General features: G+C 60.9%; 23 protein-coding genes and 1 pseudogene. 6 read left to right on the top strand and 18 right to left on the bottom strand.

All coding sequences use genetic code 11. The features are described from left to right. Nucleotides 1–37: 37 nt before the first annotated feature. Together thrS and ACZ5IL_RS10760 are read left to right on the top strand one after the other, a co-directional pair. Entirely contained in the window at nt 38–2,080 is a 2,043-nt protein-coding gene (gene thrS, locus ACZ5IL_RS10765) for a threonine--tRNA ligase (protein WP_464591286.1), read from the top strand. Nucleotides 2,081–2,225: 145 nt separating this feature from the next. Then, a complete protein-coding gene (locus ACZ5IL_RS10760) occupies nt 2,226–2,789 on the top strand; it encodes a nitroreductase family protein (RefSeq protein ID WP_464591284.1) in 564 nt (187 codons plus the stop codon). Between the two features lie 38 nt (nt 2,790–2,827). Here ACZ5IL_RS10760 and ACZ5IL_RS10755 read toward each other — a convergent pair whose 3' ends face one another. The 5 genes from ACZ5IL_RS10755 to exbB form a co-directional block, all read right to left on the bottom strand. Next, nucleotides 2,828–3,265, bottom strand: a complete 438-nt coding sequence (locus tag ACZ5IL_RS10755) for a hypothetical protein (RefSeq protein WP_464596785.1) — start codon at nt 3,263–3,265, stop codon at nt 2,828–2,830. A gap of 104 nt (nt 3,266–3,369) precedes the next feature. After that, nucleotides 3,370–3,942, bottom strand: a complete 573-nt coding sequence (locus ACZ5IL_RS10750) for an invasion associated locus B family protein (RefSeq protein ID WP_464596783.1) — start codon at nt 3,940–3,942, stop codon at nt 3,370–3,372. After that, nucleotides 3,939–4,736: an energy transducer TonB family protein gene (locus ACZ5IL_RS10745; RefSeq protein ID WP_464593994.1), complete on the bottom strand. Its 798-nt coding sequence runs from the start codon at nt 4,734–4,736 to the stop codon at nt 3,939–3,941. The genes ACZ5IL_RS10750 and ACZ5IL_RS10745 overlap by 4 nt, the downstream gene beginning before the upstream one ends. After that, entirely contained in the window at nt 4,733–5,215 is a 483-nt protein-coding gene (exbD, locus tag ACZ5IL_RS10740) for a TonB system transport protein ExbD (RefSeq protein WP_464593996.1), read from the bottom strand. Before exbD ends, ACZ5IL_RS10745 begins: the two co-directional genes overlap by 4 nt. A gap of 6 nt (nt 5,216–5,221) precedes the next feature. Further along, complete coding sequence (gene exbB, locus ACZ5IL_RS10735) at nt 5,222–5,914, bottom strand: tonB-system energizer ExbB (RefSeq protein WP_464593998.1); 693 nt, start codon at nt 5,912–5,914, stop codon at nt 5,222–5,224. A gap of 122 nt (nt 5,915–6,036) precedes the next feature. Between exbB and ACZ5IL_RS10730 the strand changes: the two genes are divergently transcribed. Further along, entirely contained in the window at nt 6,037–6,396 is a 360-nt protein-coding gene (locus tag ACZ5IL_RS10730) for a hypothetical protein (protein ID WP_464594000.1), read from the top strand. 17 nt (nt 6,397–6,413) lie between these two features. Here ACZ5IL_RS10730 and ACZ5IL_RS10725 read toward each other — a convergent pair whose 3' ends face one another. The 9 genes from ACZ5IL_RS10725 to ACZ5IL_RS10685 all read right to left on the bottom strand — a co-directional run bounded on the left by ACZ5IL_RS10725 (nt 6,414) and on the right by ACZ5IL_RS10685 (nt 14,612). After that, a complete protein-coding gene (locus ACZ5IL_RS10725; protein ID WP_464596782.1) occupies nt 6,414–8,363 on the bottom strand; it encodes an ABC transporter permease in 1,950 nt (649 codons plus the stop codon). Further along, nucleotides 8,360–9,592, bottom strand: coding sequence for an efflux RND transporter periplasmic adaptor subunit (locus ACZ5IL_RS10720; protein ID WP_464596780.1), 1,233 nt, complete (start codon nt 9,590–9,592; stop codon nt 8,360–8,362). The genes ACZ5IL_RS10725 and ACZ5IL_RS10720 overlap by 4 nt, the downstream gene beginning before the upstream one ends. Nucleotides 9,593–9,605: 13 nt before the next feature. Continuing rightward, nucleotides 9,606–9,932, bottom strand: a complete 327-nt coding sequence (locus tag ACZ5IL_RS10715; RefSeq protein WP_464596779.1) for a hypothetical protein — start codon at nt 9,930–9,932, stop codon at nt 9,606–9,608. After that, nucleotides 9,929–10,459: a thiamine pyrophosphate-binding protein gene (locus ACZ5IL_RS10710; RefSeq protein ID WP_464596778.1), complete on the bottom strand. Its 531-nt coding sequence runs from the start codon at nt 10,457–10,459 to the stop codon at nt 9,929–9,931. Before ACZ5IL_RS10710 ends, ACZ5IL_RS10715 begins: the two co-directional genes overlap by 4 nt. Further along, a complete protein-coding gene (locus ACZ5IL_RS10705) occupies nt 10,459–11,643 on the bottom strand; it encodes a PepSY-associated TM helix domain-containing protein (protein WP_464596776.1) in 1,185 nt (394 codons plus the stop codon). The genes ACZ5IL_RS10710 and ACZ5IL_RS10705 overlap by 1 nt, the downstream gene beginning before the upstream one ends. 270 nt (nt 11,644–11,913) lie before the next feature. Beyond that, nucleotides 11,914–12,105, bottom strand: coding sequence for a hypothetical protein (locus ACZ5IL_RS10700; RefSeq protein ID WP_464596775.1), 192 nt, complete (start codon nt 12,103–12,105; stop codon nt 11,914–11,916). Nucleotides 12,106–12,140: 35 nt separating this feature from the next. Beyond that, entirely contained in the window at nt 12,141–12,635 is a 495-nt protein-coding gene (locus ACZ5IL_RS10695) for a DUF3016 domain-containing protein (RefSeq protein ID WP_464596773.1), read from the bottom strand. Nucleotides 12,636–12,715: 80 nt separating this feature from the next. Further along, the gene (locus tag ACZ5IL_RS10690; protein WP_464596771.1) at nt 12,716–13,501 is read right to left on the bottom strand and encodes an energy transducer TonB; all 786 of its coding nucleotides are present in this window, start codon (nt 13,499–13,501) and stop codon (nt 12,716–12,718) included. Between the two features lie 697 nt (nt 13,502–14,198). Continuing rightward, nucleotides 14,199–14,612: a GTA-gp10 family protein gene (locus ACZ5IL_RS10685; protein ID WP_079447130.1), complete on the bottom strand. Its 414-nt coding sequence runs from the start codon at nt 14,610–14,612 to the stop codon at nt 14,199–14,201. 553 nt (nt 14,613–15,165) lie between these two features. Between ACZ5IL_RS10685 and ACZ5IL_RS10680 the strand changes: the two are divergent. After that, a pseudogene (locus ACZ5IL_RS10680) lies at nt 15,166–15,779 on the top strand (IS5 family transposase); the annotation flags it as partial. 6 nt (nt 15,780–15,785) lie between these two features. Here ACZ5IL_RS10680 and ACZ5IL_RS10675 read toward each other — a convergent pair. Both ACZ5IL_RS10675 and ACZ5IL_RS10670 read right to left on the bottom strand, forming a co-directional pair. Continuing rightward, nucleotides 15,786–16,274 (bottom strand): DUF6691 family protein, encoded by a 489-nt coding sequence (locus ACZ5IL_RS10675; RefSeq protein ID WP_464596770.1) that lies wholly within the window; start codon nt 16,272–16,274, stop codon nt 15,786–15,788. Nucleotides 16,275–16,278: 4 nt separating this feature from the next. Further along, nucleotides 16,279–16,698: a YeeE/YedE family protein gene (locus tag ACZ5IL_RS10670; protein ID WP_464596768.1), complete on the bottom strand. Its 420-nt coding sequence runs from the start codon at nt 16,696–16,698 to the stop codon at nt 16,279–16,281. Nucleotides 16,699–17,110: 412 nt separating this feature from the next. Between ACZ5IL_RS10670 and ACZ5IL_RS10665 the strand changes: the two genes are divergently transcribed. After that, the gene (locus tag ACZ5IL_RS10665) at nt 17,111–21,688 is read left to right on the top strand and encodes a DUF4082 domain-containing protein (RefSeq protein ID WP_464596767.1); all 4,578 of its coding nucleotides are present in this window, start codon (nt 17,111–17,113) and stop codon (nt 21,686–21,688) included. Nucleotides 21,689–21,776: 88 nt separating this feature from the next. On the opposite strand, the gene ACZ5IL_RS10660 is transcribed toward ACZ5IL_RS10665, so the two are convergent. Beyond that, nucleotides 21,777–21,959: a hypothetical protein gene (locus tag ACZ5IL_RS10660; RefSeq protein WP_464596766.1), complete on the bottom strand. Its 183-nt coding sequence runs from the start codon at nt 21,957–21,959 to the stop codon at nt 21,777–21,779. A 203-nt stretch (nt 21,960–22,162) separates the two neighbouring features. Beyond that, nucleotides 22,163–22,753 (bottom strand): recombinase family protein, encoded by a 591-nt coding sequence (locus ACZ5IL_RS10655; protein ID WP_464596764.1) that lies wholly within the window; start codon nt 22,751–22,753, stop codon nt 22,163–22,165. A gap of 261 nt (nt 22,754–23,014) precedes the next feature. Between ACZ5IL_RS10655 and ACZ5IL_RS10650 the strand changes: the two genes are divergently transcribed. Beyond that, the gene (locus ACZ5IL_RS10650; protein WP_464596762.1) at nt 23,015–23,497 is read left to right on the top strand and encodes a hypothetical protein; all 483 of its coding nucleotides are present in this window, start codon (nt 23,015–23,017) and stop codon (nt 23,495–23,497) included. The last annotated feature ends 317 nt before the right edge of the window (nt 23,498–23,814 follow it).

Genomic DNA, 23,814 nt, shown 5'->3' with positions numbered 1-23,814 from the left:
TGCGCTCGTTCGCAGGAGTGAGCCACAGGAGAGACTGATGTCCGACAAACAAGACCCCTCGTCGGGATTCCGGTATGGCCTCGCCAACTTGAAACCCGCCTCGCCCACCGACAACGTTGTTCTCACCTTCCCCGACGGTGCGGAACGTGAGTTTCCCAGAAGCATCACTGGCCTGGAAATCGCCAAGGGAATCTCGCCATCGCTAGCGAAGCGAACGGTGGCAATGGCGCTCGACGGCGTGGTCAGCGATCTTGCGGATCCGATCGAACAGGATGCAAAGATCGAATTTATCAGCCGCGACGACCCTCGCGCGCTGGAACTAATTCGTCATGACGCCGCGCATGTTCTGGCGGAAGCCGTGCAAACACTTTGGCCGGGCACGCAGGTCACCATCGGCCCCGTGATCGAGAACGGATTCTATTACGACTTCTTCCGCAACGAGCCGTTCTCGGTCGAAGATTTCGCCGCAATCGAGAAAAAAATGCGCGAGATCATCGCGCGCGACAAGCCTTTCACCAAGGACGTCTGGGATCGCGAAAAGACCAAGCAGGTATTCCGCGACAAGGGCGAGGCCTTCAAGGTCGAACTGGTCGACGCCATCCCCGGCAACGAGCCGATCAAGATCTACTACCAGGGCGACTGGTTCGATCTCTGTCGCGGCCCGCACATGACCTCCACCGGCAAGATCGGCAACGCTTTCAAGCTGATGAAGGTGGCGGGCGCTTACTGGCGCGGCGACAGCAACAATCCCATGCTGACGCGCATTTACGGCACGGCGTTTGCCAAGCAGGAAGACCTCGATGCCTACCTGAAGCAGATCGAGGAAGCCGAGAAGCGCGATCACCGAAAGCTCGGCCGCGAACTCGACCTGTTCCACTTCCAGGAGGAAGGTCCGGGCGTGGTGTTCTGGCACGCCAAGGGCTGGACCATCTTCCAAGCCGTGATCGCCTATATGCGCCGCCGCCTCACCGGCGACTACGACGAGGTCAATGCGCCGCAGATGCTCGATAAGTCGCTATGGGAGACCTCGGGCCACTGGGAATGGTATCGCGAGAACATGTTCGCGGCGCAGTCGGCCGGCGACGAGGCCGAGGACAAGCGCTGGTTCACGATCAAGCCGATGAACTGTCCGGGCCACGTGCAACTCTTCAAGCACGGTCTCAAAAGCTACCGCGACCTGCCGCTGCGGCTCGCCGAGTTCGGCGTGGTCCATCGCTACGAGCCGTCGGGCGCCATGCACGGCCTGATGCGCGTGCGCGGCTTCACGCAGGACGACGCGCACATCTTCTGCACCGAGCAGCAGCTCGCCGACGAGTGCCTCAAGATCAACGAACTGATCCTTTCAACCTATGCCGATTTCGGTTTCGACGGCGATCTGACGGTGAAGCTCTCGACACGTCCCGAGAAGCGGGTGGGCTCGGACGCGGCGTGGGATCACGCCGAAGCGGTGATGGCGGATGTACTCAAACGCATCGCCGCATCAAACAACCGGGTCAAGACTGAGACCAATCCCGGCGAAGGCGCATTCTACGGACCGAAGTTCGAATACGTGCTGCGCGACGCCATCGGTCGCGACTGGCAATGCGGCACAACGCAAGTGGACTTCAATCTGCCAGAGCGGTTCGGCGCCTTCTACATTGACGCCGATGGCGGCAAGAAGGCACCCGTGATGGTGCATCGCGCGATCTGCGGATCGATCGAGCGCTTCATCGGCATCTTGATCGAGCACTTTTCCGGTCACTTTCCGCTCTGGCTCGCGCCGGTGCAGGCGGTCGTCACCACCATTACTTCGGATGGTGACGAGTATGCCAGGGAAGTCGCAGCCGCAGCGCGGCGTGCAGGACTTCGTGTCGAAATCGATCTACGCAACGAGAAGATCAACTACAAAGTGCGGGAGCACTCGCTAGCGAAAATTCCTGCTTTGCTCGTGGTCGGCAAGAAGGAAGCTGAGACCAAATCGGTTTCCATTCGTCGTCTCGGTAGCGATGGGCAGAAGGTGATGCCAACCGATGAAGCCATTGCCGCGCTTGTGGAGGAAGCCATGCCGCCGGACATCCAACGCAGCAAGATAGCACGGTAGCTGCGGGCTTCGAAAAAGAGACGTATCAATTGCATGCCGGCAAGCTTTGCCAAGGAACACGCGCCCGTCCGCAAATAGATCGATTACAATCGCGTCGTCCCTTGCGCGAGCCAAGCGGGCGGCACCAAGTTCAACGAGAGCACTTATGTCCGATATTATCGAATTCCTGCGCACCCGCCGCTCGGTCAAGCCACGCGACATGAGCGGTCCCTGCCCCTCGGCTGAGGAGATCGATACCATCCTCACCATCGGCGCGCGCGTGCCTGATCACGGCAAGATCACGCCGTGGCGATTCATCGTGTTCGAAGGCGATGCACGCGCCCGCGCCGGCGACGTTATCGCCCGTGTCTACGCGAGCAAGAATCCGTCGGCACCGCAGGAGGAAGTCGAAATCGAAAAGCGCCAGTTGATGGAAGCGCCACTGGTGATCGGTGTGGTGAGTTGCATAAAGCAACACCCCAGTGTGCCGTCATGGGAGCAGGTGCTGTCGGCAGGGGCCAGCGCCATGAATATCGTCACGGCCGTCACCGCGCTCGGCTATGGAGCGAACTGGCTGACTGGCTGGTTCGCCTACGATCGCGACGTGCTCGACGGCCTCGGGTTAAAGTCGGACGAAAGATTCGCGGGCTTTATTCATATCGGCACGCCGACCAAGCCCAACAAGGACAGGCCTCGTCCAGCCCTGTCGGATATCGTCACCCGATTCTAGCGGTTCGAGCATTCGCATCTCGTGGGGGCGTCGGCCGATCACACCGTTTCCGATCTTTTGAGTGTCTTGCCTCGTTCTTCGAGCCAGAGCACGATCTGGTTTGCGGTGACAGATCCGACGCCTGGCTCGGACAACAATTCCTCCCAAGTGTAGGTGGTTGCGATCACGTCGAGATGGCGGCTGCGTTTGGCGACCGTCCTGCCGCCGAGCGAGGCGTGGCGGCCATGAAGCAACGCCTCCACGGCCCGACGCGGCAGGTTGCGGCGCGGAGTTTTCTCGCTCGGCTTAGGGCAGAACGCCCGCACGTCGTGCTCCTCGATATCGAGCTGCGCGGCGATGCGGCGATGATCCATACCGAGCGTGCGCAGGATCGCCACCTCGTCGCGGAGCCATGAGAGGAAGCGACGCCGGTTGTAATCGCGTTGAGGCGGCGAATCCTGCTGGACGGAGAGATCATCCTTAACCAGCGTCAGCATGGGCAATCTCCTGATTTGGTGGATGTTTGACTCAACTGCGTTGCAACCCTGGCCTGTCTTTTGATTGAGCATGATCTCGTCAAACCCGGTTCTCTCGACTGTCGCTATTTTGCGAGTTCTGTTGCGCGTGCCAGCGCGGGACCGAAGCCGTTGAGCGAGACGTTGAAGGTGACGGCCTCGTTGCTTGAGAGGTTGAGGGAGGCGACCACGAGTTTCGTGCCCTTGCGCATAGCGTCGGTGGCGGCGGCCGGGAAATTCACTGGCAACAGGCAGCCCTGCGGCACGCAGGTGGAGAAGCGCAGTCCCTTGCCGAGGTCCTTGTCATCGAGCTTAAGCACCGCGCCGGCATCGAGATTGAGCCCGAACGGCATCAGGATGGTGCCATCGACCTTGCCGCCCACGGCAGGGTTCAGTTCGATGGCATAGACGCGCCTGCCGGTTTCCTTGTTGCCCTGCGCTTGCGACAACAAGCATTGCTTGCGCCGCTCGACGATCCGGCAATCGACGGTCCAGTCGCCGAAGGTCTCGTTCACCGACGAGGCCCCGTTCGGCAGCGTTGCCGCTGATGTGGCCGGCTGCTGCACCGCCGGTTGCTGGGCTTGAGCCGCAGTCATCGTTATTGCGATGGCGGCGGCAAGGGTGAACAGACGTGTTCGTGTGAGATTTTCTGAGATCATCGACTAAACCTGATTGGAACGGCGAGTGTGATTGAACCGCCGCCGACATCGGGCGGCGGGGCGGGAACGGGACTGGCGCGGCGCGGCAGCGAGGCGGCTTCTGCGTCGAGCGCGGCATCGCCGGCCGAGCGCACCAGGCGTGCCGACAGCACGCGGCCGGAGCGGTCGATCGTGAACGCGACCGTCGCAACACCTGCACCCGCCGCACCGGACGGGAAACGCTTGTGGCGGTTGAGGTGCGCCATCAGCGCGCCGCGCCAGGAGCTCGGCGACATCGACGAGGCCATACCTTCCGCCGGCGCGGCGGCGCGATCGGCGCGTTGCGCCTGTGAACTCTGCGGCGCGGTGGTGCGCGGCGCCTTCTTCTTTTTCTTCTTCGGCTTCGGTTTCGGCGGCTCCGTCTTGGCCGGCAGCACCACCTCCGCCTTCTCCACCTTCGGCGTCGGCGGCGGCTTGAGCTCGGCCTCCTTCACTTCCGGCGGCGTCGGATCTGGCTTCTCCTCGACCGGCTTCTCCGGCTCGGGCTGCTCCTCCTCGGCCTCCTCCATCTGCGGCCCCGGCGCGATGTCCTGCTGCGGCACCTCCGGCGCCACCGCCAGCGGCGCCAGCTCCATCATGATCGCGGCCGGCGGATCGCCCGGCGTCTCGGCCTGCGCCGGCCAGTGCAACGCCAGCCAGATGCCGCCGGCGTGCACCGCGACCACCGCAAGCCCGGCCGCGGTCCAGCGCAGCGCCGCGGCCCTGGTCACCGCGCCTTCCGGCCGCCCGTCCGGATCGTGCCAGTCGATCCTCATGGCTTGGTCGCCGCCGCTGGCGCGCTGCTACCGGCGGCCACGCTACCTGCTTGCACCTGTCCGGTATCCTCCAGCCCAACCAGCGCGATCTTGAGATAGCCGGCCTCGCGCAACAGGTTCATCACCTTCATCAGTTCGTTGTAAGCCACCGTCCCGTCGGCGCGCAGAAACACCCGCTGCTCGCGGTCATTGCTGGTCTGCTGATCGAGCGTTGCCTGAAGGGTATTGCGCGGCACCTCGTCGTTGCCAAGTGCCAGCGTCAGATCCTGCTTCACCGTCAAAAATACCGGCTTGTCGGGACGCGGCTGCGGCTGTGCATTCGACACCGGCAGGTCGACCGCGATATCCACCGTCGATAAAGGCGCCGCCACCATGAAGATGATCAAAAGCACCAGCATCACGTCGATGAACGGGGTGACGTTGATTTCGCTCAGCTCGTCGATGCCGCCGTCCTGCGGGTTCTTCAGAGATACCGCCATGAGGGCTCACTCCGCAGCGGAGCGGCCGCGCGACAGCGGCACCACGGACGGTCCAAGCCCCCGCTCCTGACGTTCCAGGTCGCGCGAGATGTGCTGAATGATCTCGCCGGAGGCATCCGACAGCAGCGCCCGGTAGCTCGAAAGCGCACGCGCGAACACGTTGTAGATGATCACCGCCGGAATCGCGGCGACGAGCCCGAGCGCGGTCGCAAGCAAGGCTTCGGCGATGCCCGGCGCCACCACCGCAAGATTGGTGGTCTTGGAATGCGAGATGCCGATAAAGGAGTTCATGATGCCCCACACCGTGCCGAACAACCCGACGAACGGCGCGGTGGCCCCGATCGTCGCAAGCAAGCCCGTGCCGCGGGCGATGTCGCGCCCCGACTTGGCCTCGATACGCGACAGCGCGATGGCCAGACGCTCCTTGATGCCCTCAGAGGACAGATCGTTCGAGCGCCTGCATTCGTTCTCCGCCGCCTCCATCAAATCAGACACCGGACCCTTGCCGGTCCACCCCTCAGAAATCTCTGCCCGTGCCGCCGCAAGAGTGTCAGCACGCTCCAGCTTGCGCAAGCAGCTCTGTGCACGCCGCCGCGAAGCCGCCAGATCCAGCCCCCGCGCCAGCCAGATCGTCCACGTCACCAGCGACGCAAACGCAAGCCCGATCATCACCGCCTTCACAATGATGTCGGCCTGCATGAACATGCCCCACGGCGATAGGTCTTGCGGAAGCGTGGAGGACGAGGCATCCGGTGCTGGCGCGGCAGCTGGCGCAGCGGATTGATCCGACGGCGCGGCCGTAGCCGTCTCAGAAGATGGCGATGCAGCCGCCGCCTCCCCGGACGAAGATTCAGCCGCAGGCGCACCCGAAGAAGAAGACGGCGTGGGCGATGTCACCGACGACGACGGTGTCGTTGGCGATGCGGACGATGGCAGCGCGGACGGCTGCGTCGGCGTCGATGCTGCTTGGGAAGACACCGGCACTGACGATGATGGCTGCGTCGGTAACGCCGACCGCGGTGAAGGCTGGGTCGCGGGATGCGCCGACGGCCCAGATCCCGCCGCAGCCGCAGCCGAGTGCTCCCCCTGCTGCTGCGCAGCCGCCGGTGCCGCAATCGCCAGAACGGCGAGCGCGACGACAAACCCAAGACGTGTCGCCCTTGTTACAAATCCCGTCATGATTCCCCGCTCCTTGTTCCTATTGACTTGACAGCGCCACGACAGGATCAAGCCGCGCCGCGCGAAACGCCGGCATGAAGCCAAACAGCGTTCCCATAACCACTGCACCCGTCACCGCGCCGATCGCTGCCGTGATCGAGAAAATTACCGTCATACCGAACAGTGTGGCTGCGGCTATTCCGATTAGCACGCCGAGCAATAACCCGAACACGCCGCCGATTGCCGACAAAACGATCGCCTCGGTGAGAAACTGGCCCAGGATGTCCGCGGTCCTGGCCCCGATCGCGGCGCGGACTCCGATTTCCCTGGTGCGCTCGGCCACGGTGATCAGCATGATGTTCATGATGCCGATACCGCCAACCAGCATCGAAATCGCGGCGATAGCGCCGAGCAAAAGATTGCTTGAGCGGCGCTCATCCTCGGCCTTGCGGAAGGCGGACGCCGCATCGTGCAGCCAAAAATCCTCGCGACCATGGCGGCGGATCAACAGCGACTTGATGGCGTCCTTGGTCTGTTGCAGACGGGACATGTCGGCGATGGAGACGACGATCTCCGACAGCTCGTCCTTACCATAGAGCCGCATCGCGGCCGTCCGAAGCGGCATCACCACATTATTGTCCCGATCCATGCCCTTCTCGGAAAGGCCCTTGGATTCGAGCACGCCGGTGACAAGAAATGGAATGTTGTTGACCAAAACGTGGCTGCCGGAAGGATCGGCGATATTGGGAAACAGTTTTAATGCGAGGGTCGTACCGAGCAACATCACGGCGTTGCCGCTGACCTCGTCCTCCTTCGTAAAGAACATTCCCTTCGCTGTATCCCAGTTATGAACCGTCCGAAACTCGGCCGTGGTGGCGATCACTTCGGCGTTCATATCCGTGTTGGCGTGCCGCAATATGCCCGCTTCCCACAAGGCAGGCATCGATCCGGACACGTTGGCAAGATCCTTGATCGCCTCGGCATCGGCGAGAGTCAGCGGCATGCTGGTCGCTGCGGATTCGCCCGCACGGCTGACCACCAACCAGTTAGTGCCGATGGCGGAGGCCCGCTCCATGAACGACGCCTGCGCGCCGCGCCCGATTGCCATCATGGCGACGACGGAAGCAACGCCGATGACGATGCCACTCAGGGTCAGCGCCGTTCGAACCGGATTGACCGCCAGCGCGGCGAAGGCAGAGCGGGCCGCTTCTTCCAGCCAGGCCCACAGCGGCGGCGAGGTGCCATTCGCATGCCGTGCAGCAACGGCAACCGAGGAGCGCGGAACCCTTCCAGCATCGCGACCGCTGTCAGAGGCGATCAGTCCGTCCTCGATCCGGATGATGCGCTCAGCCGCGGCGGCTACGTTCGAGTCGTGAGTGATGAGGATGATCGTGTGCCCGGCGCCGGCAAGCTCTTTCAGGATCCCCAGTACTTCCGTGCCGCTTTTGCTGTCCAACGCGCCCGTTGGCTCGTCGGCGAGGATCACCGCGCCACCGTTCATCAGCGAGCGCGCGATCGAGACACGCTGCTGCTGGCCGCCCGAGAGCTGCGACGGCCGATTGAACATGCGCGTGGCAAGGCCGAGCCGCGCCAGCAGTGCGGACGCGCGGCGATGACGATAGGCGCGGGGCGCGCCGGCATGAACCGCCGGCATCTCGACATTGCCAAGCGCGCTCACTGTCGAGATCAAATGATATTGCTGGAAGATGAAACCAAAGGAATTGCGACGCAACGCGGCGAGACCGTCACGATCAAGCTCGGCGACATCTTGTCCTGCAAAACGATAGACGCCCTGCGTCGGCCGGTCGATCAGACCGATGATGTTCATCAGCGTCGACTTGCCGGACCCGGAGGCGCCGACGATGGCGACGAACTCGCCGGAATAGATCGACAGCTCGACGCCGCGCAGCGCGCGAGTCACGACATCGCCGCTGCGATAGGAGCGGCAGATGCCCGTCAGGTCGATGAGCGGGACATGCGATGCGCTCATGACTCCACCCTCAGCTTGGCGGGCGGACCGGACGCCTTCACGCCCGTGATGATCCGTTCGCCACCGGCGAGGCCGCTCGTGACTTCACTGAGGAAGCGGGTCCGGGCGCCAGTCTCGACCTTGCGGACGGCGATGGTCCCGTCTCCCTGAAGAACGCGAACCTCGCTTTTTTCGTTGAGCGACGACACTGGAATGACCAGAGCGTTTTGTGCCGCAGCGGTGACGAAAAATACCTGTGCGGTCATTCCGGCTTTCAAGCCGCCATCCTTGTTGGGAACGTCGAACAGCGCCGTGTAGAGTACGACACTGCTCGATTGCGTCGCAGCCTTGGCCTCGACCTTCTTGTCGGGCCGGCGCGGCGCCGGCTGGATTTGCCGGAGCGTTGCATGCCACCTGCGGTCCGGCCGGCCCAATGTGGTGAACCACAGCGGCATGCCTTCACGCAGCTTGACGACGTCGGCTTCGGACACATCTGTCCACACCGTCATGGTATCGAGATCGGCGATTTGCAGCACCAGCGGCGTATCATAGTTCGCGTTGAGGGTCTGCCCCTCCTTCGCGTCCAACGAAACCACGGTGCCCGCCATCGGCGCGGTGATACGGGCAAAGCGCAATGCTGTTTTTTGCGCGTGAAGATCGGCCTGCATCTGATGGATGCGGGCTTTGGAAGCGTCGATACGGGCGATCAAGATGTCGCGGTCGCGCACCGCCGTCTCAAGAGCCACTTTCGACACCGCGCTGCTCTGAGACAGCGTCAGGTGGCGCTCGGCATTGCGTTTTGCAAACGCAAGCCCAGCTTCCTGCTCGGCGAGTTCGGCGGTCAACCGCGCGACGTCCGCCTCAATGCCCTCGACCTTGGCCGCCTGCATCTCGGCGTCGATCTCCGCTACGACCGCCCCCGCGGTCACCTCGTCGCCAACGGCAACGTGAAGACGCTTCAACTGGCCGGACACCTGCGCGCCGACATCGACATAAGCGCGCGGCTGTATTTTGCCGGTCGCGGCAACGGTGCTCTCGATGTCCTGCCGTGTGACGGTAACGGTCTCATAAAGGCTGTCCGGTGACGGCGCGCGGAATCCCATGAAAGCAAGGGTGCCGAGCACAGCCAGTGTGACAACACTCACCCCCAGGACGAGCCGCCGGGAACCGCGCGTTCGCCGCGCCGGCGCGGTCCAGGCCGGCAGCAGCGTCAGGCCATCGACATCGTCAGGAGGCACCGGGGCGTTCATCGTCGGCATCCGCTCACTGAATGTCTTTGTAGTCGACGTCGAACGACTGGCCGGGGCCAGCGTCGAACAGCAAATAGAACTCGCCGTCAGGCTTGCGGAAGCTGACGGTCGAGTCGGTCCCGAAGCTTGTTTGCAGGATGATCGACTCGTCGTAGCGAACGACGTCGAGCCTCACCCCGGGAACGCCGGTTCCGTCCGCGAATCCGCCTTCGCAACCCACCGTCGTCGCATCGATCATCTTGCAAACGCAGAACGGCGGATGCGCCCAGGCAGCACCGATAAACAAGGACACGGCGCCGATAACGGCGATGGTCAACCCGCCTTTCCAGAGCCCCTTCATATCCGCCCCCTCTTCTCGAGCCAGGCCGCTGTCAAGGGCGACGCCGTGCGGATCGGGATCGACGTCTGGTATAGCGCGCCGTCCCAGCCTTCGAGCGTCAGCCACAACACACCGTCAGCACTGGCCTTCTCCGGAATCCGCACTTCCGCAAACTGTCGATAAGGGGTGCCCGAGAAGAGCGCGCCCGCGGTACGAACGTTGCGCGGCTTGCCGACGCGCAAATATGCCGCCTTCACCTGATCGACGCAGGCCGGGCACAGCGCCATGACAAAAGATTTGGTGTAACCCGCACGCCCTTCGGCCTCCGGTTCGATCAGCTTGAACTCGGCCATCCGCGCGGTCCACGGACCGACCACAACCTCGCCGATATCGCGCTCGCCGAGGCCCTTCTTGCCACCGAACAATGCATCTGCCTGGAAGAAGGCCGGCGCCGAAACGATCGGCACGATCAGCATCAAGGCGCTGAGATGGAATCGCCAGCGCTGCCACAGCGACGCATCGCGCGATGGGGATACGAGCGCCGCCATCACTCAGCGGCCTCCAGCCCCAACCGCATATGTCTGCGGTCGCGGACGATCTTCACTGTCTCGATCGCGGTGCGCCTGGTCCACACCATCATCCCGGAAAACACCAGTGTGGTCAGCGTCAGACCGAACAGCAGATAAATGAACTTGAGCCACACGCCGGCGAAATCGCCGGTGTGCAAGGGCCGCATCGAGCCGGTGACGAGCTCGAGCGCGGAACGGTCGGACACGCGCCGCGTCCGCTCCACCTTGCCGTTGTAGGGATTGACCTCCACCGTCTCGAAAATCAGCGGATAGTTGCCGCGCCCACCGACGCTGATTTGGCCGTAGGCGCTGTCTGGGAGTTCCACGAAGCTGGACTCAAGATCAGGCAGCTGAGCATGCACGATCCCGGCCGCCTGCCCCAGCGTGATCCGCGGCGCCGGCGCGCCCTTGGCTACCACCGGCACGTCGGTGCGCGCCAGCACCGGCGGCACGCCCGCCGTCGAGATCGTGATGTGGCTGTCGAAGAGGATCGCCTGGATCAAAAACCAGCTCGCCGTTACCGCCATAATGGCGATGAATGGGATCGACCACACCCCAGCCAGCCGGTGCAGGTCGCCCCAGAAGATGCGCTTGCCCTTGCCGATGCGAAGGCGGGGCTGCAGGTAGGCACGCCAGAACCGCTTGTAGACGACGATTCCTGTGATCAGCGAGCCGAGCAGTGGAACCGACAAGGCCGAGACAAAGTACCACCCGATCGGGAAACTGCTGTCGAACGGCATCAGCAGCCAGCCGTGCAAGGCGCGCGTAAAATCACGAAAATCGAACGTGCCCTGCTCGCCCTGCACCGCGCCGGTGTATGGATTGACGAACAACTTGGCGGAACTGCCGTCGGGGCGTGTCACTTGCACCCCCAGGGCGAAGATCGACTTCACTGGCCGCGAGATGAATCGCACCCGCGCACCGGGCACTTCGCGCTCAACCGCCGCCAGTATCTCGTCATAATCGAGCAGCCGCGCGTCGTTCGCGGGAGCATTGGCCCGCTCCATCGGGGATGCCAACCACATGATCTCCTGACTGACGGTCGCGATCGACCCTGTCAGACAAACGAAGAACAAAAACGCCCAGATCGGCAGCGCAAGCCAACCGTGAATTACGAACCACAGGCGGGCACCTGAGGTTTTACGCGATGCGGTTCCATTCACTCCTGCTGTCCTCGGCGCGCTGGTTGTCCCGCCACGGGACATCCGCAGGTCAAAGCAATGGCGGCCCTATAGTTAGAGACGTTCGAGCAACCGCTTTTTGAACCCCCTCTCTGCAAAATTTTTTGACGGGTTCCAGGTTACAACGACCGGCGCTGCCGGATTATCGGATCGCAACCCGCGATGCGGCCGCAATCAATCGCTCGCGCTCGAAATAACTTGCGAGTCTGGTGGTAGCGGTCTTCCGGAGAAAGCCACCGCAAACGACGTCAGCTACCAGCGATAAGTCACGGTGCCGATCACAGTGCGCACGCGCCCGACATTGCATTGATTGATACGGCCGTACCCCGAGACATACCGCGCGTCGAACAGGTCGGTGACGTTGACGGAGAAGCGCCAGTTGTCGATCTCGTAACGTGCCATCGCATCCACCAGCGTATAGGCGGGCGCATAGAACGTATTCAAGGTGTCACCGGCGAAAGCGAAAAGGCACAGCCGCCTCAGAAACCCTGGCGACTAGTGGAGAAGGTACGCCGGAACCAGTCGTCCAGCAGTGCTTTCTCGTATACATACCGATCGCCCGAAAAGCGCGCCGACGGATTCATCTGGTAGTTGATATCGGTGAGCGTCTCTTCGCCACTGCGCCTACGCTGGCCTCTTTCGGTCAATGCATAACGCAGTACGATCCTCGGCGGCGTGACGCCACTAACAATCCGGACGTTGTTGGGAGCAAAACGAAACGGCTGTTGATAGCCAGCAAGATCGATATCGACGATATCTATCTTGAGATTCTGCCCAGGCGCGAGAAATCGCTTGCCGAGACGATCCAGATGAGCACGAAAGGCCGCCTCTACCGACGCGCTCGAAGTATCGTATGAGCCTGCATCGGTATAGCGGTCAGAATTGACGAAGCGCACGTTCACGCCAGCGTGGCTCGATGCCGGCGAAAGAATGATGACTGCGAGAACCGCAGCGATGCCAAGATTCCAGCGCATGGTTCACCTTTTTCGGCCCCGTCGATCGAACATATGCACGAATCCCGAACCTTCCAAACGGCGCAATTGCCGAGACGAGTTCACATCCTGAAACGCACGGGAACCACGAGTTGCACGACCTGCGCGGTGATCTCCGGCGGCACAGGGGGCAAAGGAGATGCGCGCACGATCATCGCAAAGGCTTCGTCGTCGAGTTCAGGAGAACCCGAAGAGCGCACCAGATGATATTGGAGCACCCGACCGTCGCGATCCATGCCGAAGCTCAAAAGCGCCGTCCCTTCAGTTCCTTTCATGCGGGCCTCGCTCGGATAGCGCTTGTAGCGCTCCAGGTGAGAGAGCAGCCTCGCTTTCCAAGCATGCGAGACCCCGAGGGACGCTTGATCGGTATCGCTCACTCCCATCTCGGGTTGGTCAGGCACGCCGGACGCGCCCATAATCGGCAAACTCGTATGAGGCGGCGCGGAGCTTGCGGCTGGCGGAACAAGAGATGCGTTCGCCCTGTGAACTACCGCCCGCTTCGGACTCGGCACCGGCAATGCCACCGGCTTTTCTACCGCTTCTCCTTGTTCGGAAATCTCCGGCGGAGGATCCTCGGCGAGCGTCGGCGGGGGTAATTCAGCGAGCTCCGTCGACGTTGGTTCGGCAACCTCACCCTGCTCGACGAAGGTTGAGCCATGTGAGGGAACAACGACGATCTCGACAAGGGCCGGACCAGGCTGTTCGCCGACGACCAGCTTGACCGTCGGATCGTAAACCAGCGTATACAAGATAACGAAATGTGCAGTGAGCGCGATACACGTTGGGATTTTCCGCGCAACAAGGCGAGGCATCCAACCGCCTTGCATGATGGCGGTGGGGTTTCCCATCACGCGCTGTCCGCGACCAGGGATTTACGGTGATGAATGACATCGGCGCAGGTCAGCATGGTGACACCACGTTGCGGAACGGCCATGACGATGGACGCACAAAGAGAATGACCATCAGCCGCGCGGACACCGTTCGCATGATGGCGTGCATTCTTCGCTCTCCGGCCTGCGAATAATACAACCTCGCGCATACGCAGCCGCGCGTTCCTCACAGGGCATGGCAGCTACCTAGGCTGGGCATGCGCCGCCTTCAAGGCGTTGCAAGAGCCAGCAAACTTGAATACCTCGAAAGTAATGAGGGCTTCTCTCCGCGATGCGGTCGGAGCGACTCAGAATATTTCGCGAGCGATTGCGGAGCCTGGGAGCATCGCCGAGCCGTTTGCTGGTTGGGATCAATCAAAGGGCGTCGGCAAGCAACGATATCCGCTTACGCGTGGTGGCGCGGTGAAAATGACAGAACCGGCTCGAGATGCGGCGGGTCGTCTTCTGGAACAGATGGGCTGAAACCATCGGTTGCAAGGCTCATCAGTCATGCTCGCGACTAGGCTGAGACCCATTCAAACGTCTGGCGCGATGTTTCATCGTGCATCGCCCTTTGTGATTGCCGGACCATCGATGGTGATGCCGGACGCCTTATTCCTAACCCTGCCGAAACTTGAGCTATCAGCAAAGACCGGGATTCAAGCAACCATTTCCGTTATGCTTTCGCATCACCTGCATCAGCGAACAGCGCGGCAATGGTTTCCGATGCGATCAACGCGTTGGCTTCGAGGGGCTTACCGACGACGTGCTCATCAACAAGCGCGAAAGCTTCATCTTCGGCCATCCCGCCACCAATCAGCCCGAGGGTGATGACGTTCTCCACATCGGTCGCCGAATAGATCTTTTCAAGAAAGCGTCTGTGGCAAGCCGCCGGTGTGTCGCCGTATTGCCCCGCCAGCGGTGCCCTGCCTATGCCGAGACGGGCAATCGTGATCATCCTCGAGACCTGTTTCAATTTTGCTCCGCCTGCGATCATGGCGAGAACCTTGGGGTCGTTCAAATTGAAGGTACGAACCTTGCCGGCAAAACTGATCTGGCGAGCGCAACGATTGGTGTTGTTTTTGGTCATCTCAAACCTCCTCGATTACTTTGGCAATTCGGCCTGCGATTCCAGCAACCCAGGCGGCGTTATACGAAGGCAGACCACACCGTCTGTGCGATATGTAGGTGAGGCGGCTCTTTATTCTATTGTGATGCTCTCCCGCCGAGCATCTCGCATCGGCTAATCACATGCCGTGTTCCGGGAGGATCAGGCGATAAGGCTGCTCCGGCTCACGGTTCGCCATATGTGGTCAAGGGAGCAATTCGGCGATCACCTTCATGTTATCACGAGCGTCACCCACGCGCCGGAAGGGGTAACTCGTTTTCCTGCATTGAAATCCTTCTGGAGCGGGTGAAGGGAATCGAACCCTCGTATTCAGCTTGGAAGTCTCCAAATCATATCAATGTTATCATGGGCTTTTCTGACATTCGGCAGCTTTTCGGTCAACTGAGATTATTACAGAACTTTTTGCCGTCAGAATGCCTGCGAGCGGCCCGTTACAATGCCTTAGGGTCAGGCCCCATAAAGGTGTTGGCCGAGTCAGCGCGTTGTGATTCACGTCCCCCGAAGGGGAGCAGGGATGAATCACGATCAGTTCTGGCTGACAGACGTGCAGTTTTCGAAGATTGAATCCCACCTGCCGACCGACACGCGCGGCAAAAGCGCGCGTTGATGATCGGCGTGTGATCAGCGGCATCGTTGAAGTGCTGAAGTCGGGCGGCCGCTGGGTCGATGCGCCGTTCGACTACGGCCCGAGGAAGAAGCTCTATAATCGCTTTGTTCGCTGGGCGGAAACGCGCTCGCGCAGGCCGGTGGACCGCCCGCGCAGGTTTTGATTGATAGTTCAGCCGTCAAAGCGCACCGCTCGGCTGCGGGAGGAAAGGGGAAAAGAAATCAGGCCATCGGTCGCTCGCACGGCGGTCGTACGACGAAAATCCACGCGCTGACCGACACTCAATGTGGCCCTCGCCTTTATGATGCTCACCGGCGGCCAAGTCGCAGATTGCACGGCGAGCGCAGTGCTGCTCGAAAGTCTTCCGGATTGCGACATCTTGCATGCCGACAAGGGGTACGACACCAACGCGATCGAGGAGAGAGGCGTGATGCCATTCGCAAATGGAAAACTGCTTCTCGCTGTTTCTCTATCGCAACCGGAACGCCATCGAGCGCGTGTTCTGCCGGCTGAAAGACTTCATGACGCTAACGAGAAGTGTGTTCCCGGTCATCACAATCATCGATTTTGGCACCATGCCGCGGCGAATCGCTTCGTCGATTGAACGCATCGCGCGACAGATCGTGCCCGGCCATTCCCGCCGCCATCGCAACCACGAAGACGATCACGGGCCCGCTTGCTCTCGCGAGATTGACCAGCGCCGGCCCCGGACACAGGCCGACCAGCCCCCAGCCGATGCCGAACAGCATCGCGCCCGTGACCAGCGATGCATCGATATCGCTGCGGTCGGGCCATCGCAGTTTTTCCGCCAGCAGCGGGGTGCCGCGCCGCCGTGCCAGCACGAATCCGGCCGCCGTCACCGCGACCGCGCCCGCCATCACAAAAGCAAGCGTCGCATCCCACGCGCCGAAGAGATCGAGGAAGTCGAGCACCTTGTCCGGCTGCGTCATGCCGGAGATCAGAAGGCCAGCACCAAAGATCAGGCCGCAGAGAAAACTGGCGAGCAGCATCGGCATGGCATCAGCCTCCGATGCCATGACGCAAAATCGTCACCACGGCGATCGCCGCCAGCATAAAGATCGCGGTGGCCAAGATCGAGCGCGTTGACAGCCGTGCGACGCCGCAGACGCCATGACCCGAGGTGCAGCCACCGCCCAAGCGCGTGCCAATGCCGACGAATAGGCCGCCCAACGCGACCACGACAAGGTTCGCGGGCATCGCGAGCACCGGTAGCGGCCGCCCCGCGAGAGTCGCCAGCAGCGGTGCTGCGATCAGACCTGCGATGAAGGCGATCCGCCAACCACGGTCGCGGCTACGCAGCAGTCCGCCGAAGATGCCGCTGATGCCGGCGATGCGGCCGGTCAGCAGCATCAAGAGCGCAGTCGCCAATCCGATCAGCGCGCCGCCGATGAAGCCGGAAAAAAGAGTGAGATTGTGCATGGTCGTCGTGTCCGGGATGAACGCGCGTCCGGATCACATTGCTGCGGCGGCCCGGAGCGCAATGTCCTGATCTGATCCTATCACCTTTTCGGGTTCGGCTCGATTGCGGTTCGCGAGGAAGTGCATTGCACCCGCCGGGCGGGCGACGTTCGACCGGAATCCTTTATGATCAATCAACTGCTCTGTTCTTCAGCCTCAACCTCGAGCCGAATTGAGCCTTTGATCGGATCGATTGGCTTGTTGGCCGTAACCGAATAGCCGATGTCCAACGAGCATATGTCTGCCCGCAGTCGAAGGAGATAATGAACGTTTCGAGACCAACACAATTTCATTGATTTATATCAAACTCGCTCCGCAAAAGATTTATATTTATTCGACGAACGAGGCTTTCCAACAGTCTGGAGGGCTTGTCATGCCAGCCACACACTCTAAGGCCACCCTCACGCCGGAAGACTTGCAACGGACGTCGGGAACCTTGTCCTTATTGGGGAGGTTTCGAAATTCGCTGGCTCGTTTGGTGCGCTCGACAAGTCCGGGAGGTACTACATTCAAAGCGGATGGTGGGACGGCCTTTTCGCTCGCTGAACGTGAAGACGAAACATCGGCCAGCATCGCGACCTGGGCCCCGGATTTTTGGCCGCGGGGCCGCGAAGGATTCGATAGCGACCTCAATGACCCCAGAGCAGCAGGCACGACACTCTGGCCGCGGACCGACGAGAGAACCAGCGCCGATGACGCGGTTGAAGCCTCAACCGGAATCGCATCGCTCCTCTGTTACAACGCAGGCGCCGGATCGGTTGCAAAACCCTTTGCAAATGGCTCGCTCTCGGTCACAACCGACAAGACGGATTACGCGCCCGGCAGCACCGCGACATTCACCGTTACAGGCATCGCATCTGGAAGCTCGGTCAAATTCCGGCTCGCCGACATGTCGAACGCCACCGGCGTTAACGGTATTGCCGACGTATATACGCCGTTCAAAATTACCGACGGGGGCACGGGCGATTCAGACGGCGTCGTCAACGGCACGGTCGTTGCGCAATGGCAGGTGCCCGCTGATGGCCGCGCCACTGGTGCCGTGTTGCAGCTTACGGCCGTCTGGGGCAGCCAGACCGCCACCACGACGTTCTCTGATGCTTCCAGCGAAATCGTACTCGAGAACCAAAAGCCTGGCAATCCGGAGAGCGAATGGGGCATCGACGACGCGGGCAGCTCCAACATTGAAGGCTTCGCCACCGACATCAGCACCAATCGTGGCCAGACCGTCAACTTCAAGATCAACACGAATTCTAACAACTATCGTATCGACATCTACCGGCTCGGCTATTACGGCGGCATGGGAGCTCGCAAGGTCGACACGATCCAACATACCGGCGTCCAAAGCCAGCCCACGCCATTGCGCGATAGCACCACTGGTTTGGTGGACGCCGGTAACTGGTCAGTTTCGGCCTCTTGGGCAGTGCCGGCCGATGCTGTCTCGGGCATCTACATTGCCAAGCTCGTGCGCCAGGACGGGACCGCCGGCTCAAATCAGATCCCATTCATCGTGCGGGATGATAGCAGTCATAGTGACATCATTTTCCAGACCTCGGACGAGACCTGGCAGGCTTACAACCCCTGGGGTGGCGCCAATCTCTATCAAGGTAACGGACCTGCCGGTGACTCCTCTCCCGGACGAGCCTATGCAGTCAGTTATAATCGCCCGATCACCACGAGAGGCGGCGGCCTGCAAGCTGGTCCGCAGGATTATATTTTCGGTGTCGAGTTCCCGGCCATCCAGTGGCTGGAGAAGAACGGCTATGACGTTTCCTACATGGCCGGAATGGACTCCGATCGCCTCGGCAATCTGATTCAGAATCACAAGATGTTCTTGAGCGTCGGCCATGACGAGTACTGGTCGGGACAACAGCGCACCAACGTCGAGGCAGCGCGGGATGCTGGCGTGAATCTCTCGTTCTGGAGCGGCAACGAAGTCTATTGGGAGACACGTTTTGCACCCAGTATCAGCGCCGGCGCGCAGCCCTATCGCACTCTGGTATCCTACAAGGAAACCAGGGCCGGCCCCATCGATCCGAGCAATCAATGGACCGGGACCTACCGGGACCCGCGGTTCGTCTCGCCGACCGCCGTTGGCGGAGGGCGGCCGGAGAACGCGCTGACCGGCACCATGTTCCAGGTCGACTCATACCGAAGCGACGCAATCACCATCCCGTATGACGACGCTAATTTGCGCTTCTGGCGTAATACGAGCGTAGCAAACCTACAGCCGGGGCAGACGGCAACGCTGCCGCGAAACTATTTAGGCTACGAATGGGATGAGTCGCCCGACAATGGCTTCCGTCCTGCCGGTCTTATCGAACTGTCGTCGACGACTTTGCCCGTGGACCAATACCTATTGGACTACGGCACAGCCACGGGATCGGCCACGGCAACGCACAATCTAACGCTTTACCGCGCTCCCAGCGGTGCCTTGGTGTTTGGTGCCGGCACGGTTTACTGGGCATGGGGTCTTGATGCCAACCATGACCTCGAAGCCACTCCGGTTGATCCGCGGGTCAAGCAGGCGATGGTCAATCTCCTGGCGGACATGGGGATTCAGCCCGGCACGCTGGAGGCCGGACTGGTGTCGGCAACCCAGTCAACGGATATCACAAAGCCGGTGTCCACAATCATCTCACCGAATAACGGGACAGCCCTAAGGGTAGGAGCCGCCGTTACCATTAGCGGAACGGCTTCCGATGTCGGCGGCGTCGTCGCCGCGGTCGAGGTCTCGACCGATGGCGGCACGACCTGGCACCGGGCCGTGGGAGATGAAACCTGGAGCTATAGCTGGGTCGCTCCCACAGCCGGCACGTTTACGATCAAGTCGCGGGCGGTAGACGACAGCGTGAACCTTGAGACTGCCAGTGCCGGCCGGACCGTGACGGTTACCGGCAATAATTTTTTTCTGGCGTCGGCCACACCGCCCATCGTGCCGGAGGCCGATGCCAAGCCAATCGAAGTAGGGATGAAATTCCAGTCTTCGATGGCCGGCACCGTAACGGGCTTGCGATACTACAAGAGCGACTTGAACATCGGCCCGCATACGGGCTCGCTCTGGTCGAGCACGGGGACCCGACTGGCGACAGTCACCTTCACCAACGAATCAGGAGTGGGTTGGCAGACGGCGAGCTTTTCCACTCCGGTCGCGATCACCGCCGGCACGACCTATGTGGTTTCGTACCACACTAACTACGGGTATTATGCGGCAACGGGACCCTATTTCGCGTCTCCCGTAACAAATGGTCCCCTTACCGCACCGGCGAATGCCGGCGTCTACACGTACAATTCAGCCAGCGTCTTCCCGAGTAGCACTTTCAACGCCGAGAACTACTGGGTCGACGTCCTGTTCAACCCCAGCGGCGGAGGCACCAATCAGCCGCCGGTTGCGGCAAATGACAGTGGCTTCAACGCCACCCAGAACACCCCGCTCACCATCGCAGCATCGGCGCTGCTCGCCAACGACACCGATCCAAACGGCGACGCCTTGACGCTTACGGGAGCAAGCGGCGGCGTCAATGGCACCGCCAGCTTCAACGCCCAGAACAACACCGTGACGTTCACGCCGACGACGGGCTATACGGGACCGGCGTCCTTCAACTATGCCATCTCCGACGGCAGGGGCGGAGTCGCCAGTGCTTCCGTCAGTCTGACCGTCAACCCCGCCTCGTCCTCAACCGTGAGCCTGTTTTCAAGCTCGGACACGCCGGCGGTGCTATCGGATTCCGATACGTCACAAGTCAATCTCGGCGTACGGTTCACGTCATCGGCGGCCGGCACCATTACCGGCATTAAATACTACAAGAGCGCTAACGACACCGGTACCCATACCGGCTCATTGTGGAGCAGCACCGGCACGCTTCTGGCGACTGCAACCTTCACTAACGGGACCACCAGCGGCTGGCAGACCGTGACGTTCAGCAATCCGGTATCGATCACCGCTGGCACGACCTACGTGGCGAGCTTCCACAGCAATGGTCATTACGCGAGCACCGCCAACTATTTCACCACCGCTCGTGTCAACGGCCCGTTGACCGCGCTCGCGGGCAACAATGGTGTTTACACCTACGGCAACAACAATCTCTTCCCGACCAGCACATTCAACTCGACCAACTACTGGGTGGATGTAATGTTTAGCACCAGCGGCGGTGGCGCCAACCAGCCACCGGTCGCAGCAAACGACAGCGGATTCAACGCCACCCAAAACACCCCGCTCAGCATCGCAGCATCGGCGCTGCTTGCCAACGACACCGATCCAAACGGCGACGCCTTGACGATTACGGGAGCAAGCGGCGGCATCAATGGCACCGCCAGCTTCAACGCCCAGAACAACACCGTGACGTTCACGCCGACGACGGGCTATACGGGACCGGCGTCCTTCAACTATGCCATCTCCGACGGCCGGGGCGGAACCGCCAGTGCTTCCGTCAGTCTGACGGTAAACCCCTCATCGTCCTCGACGGTGAGCCTGTTTAGCTCCAACCCGACACCGAGCATTGTATCGGTGAATGATCCGCGGTCCGTGGAGCTTGGTCTCAAATTCCAAAGCTCTAGCGCAGGCAACATCACCGGAATCCGGTTCTATAAAGGCGCGTCCAACACCGGCACCCACGTCGCCAATCTCTGGAGTTCCACCGGCACCCTGCTCGCCACCGCCAACTTCACCAACGAGACGGCGAACGGCTGGCAGCAGGTTAATTTCGCCACGCCGGTCACGGTTAGCGCGGGAACCACTTACATCGCGTCCTATCACACCGCGGGAAACTATTCGGCCGATCCGAATCTATTTGCGAACGCCGTCACTAACGGACCGTTGACGGCTCCGTCATCCGCCTCCAGCGGCGGCAACGGCGTGTATGCCTACGGTACTGGCAACCTGTTCCCGACTAACAGCTACAACTCGACGAGCTACGGCGTTGATGTGCTGTTTCGTGGGCAGCTCGCTGCGTGACGCGAAAACTCTATTCCGCTGCGTTGGGGGCATGACGGGCTGAACAACTGCATCCTGCTCGACAATTACTATCTGTGCCTACCGCAAATCAAATCCGGGCATATTGATGGTGCAGTCCGCCCAGAATCGGTCGACAGAGAATGCGTCCGGCTGTCTCGACGGCACGTAATATCGGCGCGTCCTTGTTCAATGACAAATGGGTGCGCGTGCCGTTGTAGTAGCTCATGTACGAGAGCAGCACGTGGCGCAGATGGCGTTCGCCGAATACCACGACGCGATCAAAGCGAGCCCAAGCCCGACATCATACCAGTGTCTCCGGATGAAGTTCATCAGATTTTCCGTTCAAGGACTCCAGCAAGCCGGCGGTGCTCGAGAAAAAGCTGGAGTAATAGTTCAGGGCATTAGGTTGGCCAAATGCTAAGCTGATAAAATCAAGGCTATAGACCTTTCCACGATCCAACTTCGCTGCCCCGTTCATGCTTGGAGACGCGAAATCGTAGAGTGACTTACATTATATGAGCGAGCAATTTCGGTTAGCACCTCCCCTGCATCCCGACGCGCAATCGCCTCCCGTCGTTGATGCTTTGTCAGCTTCGGCTTCCGCCCAAGAACAACCCCTCGGGCCTTAGCCCGCTCGCGGCCCTCCCCAGTCCGTGTTCGGATCAGTTCTCGTTCGAACTCGGCAAGACCACCCAATACGGTCAGCATCAAACGACCATGCGCCGTCGTGGTGTCAGCCCAGGTATCTCTGAGCGATTTGAAGCTTGCGCCTTTTTCCCCGATCGTTCCGAGCAGGTTTAGAAGGTCTCGCGTGGATCGTGCCAACCGATCGAGCCTGGTGACGACCAGCACGTCACCCTTCGCAAGTAGCGTCATCAATCTCGCTAGCTGTTTGCGGTCGGAACGAGCTCCACTGATTTTCTCCTGAAATATTTTCTCGCATTTAACGGCCTTCAGCTCGGCTAATTGGGTCACCAATGATTGACCGTCGGTGCTTACGCGCGCGTAAACCGTCATATCGTCCTCCAATTTCGCACATATAATATGCACAGCATAAAGTCGCATTTTTATGGGGTCAATGATTGTGTGCGTAATTCATAATTTTTGCACGGAGGCATATAGATGTCCGTTGTTGGGGGATGAACGGACTTCTGGCGAACGCCACTTCCGAGTTTGACCCAAAGCGGACATGGCGCGGACATGGCAAAGTCGACGCGAATGCCCCATTGCGGGCGTCCTTTGATCTAGATCAACAGGAACCGTCGTCGTGCGGCGCGAACGTAGGGTCGTCGCGGGGGGCGACCGATGCGCAAAGGAGTGCTGCACATGGGATTCCTTGATGAGTTATTTGCCGGTGGGCAACGCCAGAAAGAGTACAGCGATTTCGTTGATCGGTACGAACAAGGACACCCGTCCCAAGGCTACTCCGATCAAGAGGTTCTGAAGCGGTACGGTGAAGTAGCACACGCCGTGCCGCCAGACCATTACGCTCAGGCTGCGCAGGAGGCGCTGAGCAAGCTATCGCCGCAAGAACGAGCGCTGTTCATGAAGATGTTGCAGGACCGAGCCGCGGCGCATGGCGTAACGCTGCCGGGAAAGGTAGCGCCCGAACCGAAGGAACTGGGCCAAGTGCTCACCGACCTGCATGAAAAGCCGGGGCAGCTCCGGGATATGCTCGGCGGTGACGCCGCCCAGCCTCAGCAAGCGGCAGGGTCAAGTCCGATTACCGACATCCTGTCATCCCCGATGGCCAAGGCCGTGCTCGCGGGCATCGCGGCCATGGTGGTCAAGCGCGTCGTCGGTAGGTAGGTAGGTAGCCGGCACCAACGCCAGCGCAAAGAGAACGAGGAAAAACACGCATCTCCCCCTGCCCCAAGCAGAGGTCAGGGAGACTCGTGCAGCGTGGTCTCTATTGCTTAGATCAATAACATGGAGCTCGAATCAGCCCGATGGGCCATGTTTCTTATTGGCCCGCAACGGAACTCTGCCGATTACGTGAAGACGCCGTTTCATCGGCGGCTTCGGAAGCTCGCCTCGCCCGGATTGATTCAGATCAACGTTCGGGTCCTGAACATGAACATGATCCTTTCGGAGGACCAATTTGTGTAGGGAGGGTCGCATGACCA

This window comes from Nitrobacter sp. CN101 (assembly GCF_055390255.1).
The sequence above is the reverse complement of the archived record's forward strand: the minus strand, read 5'-3'. Positions and strand labels throughout refer to the sequence as shown.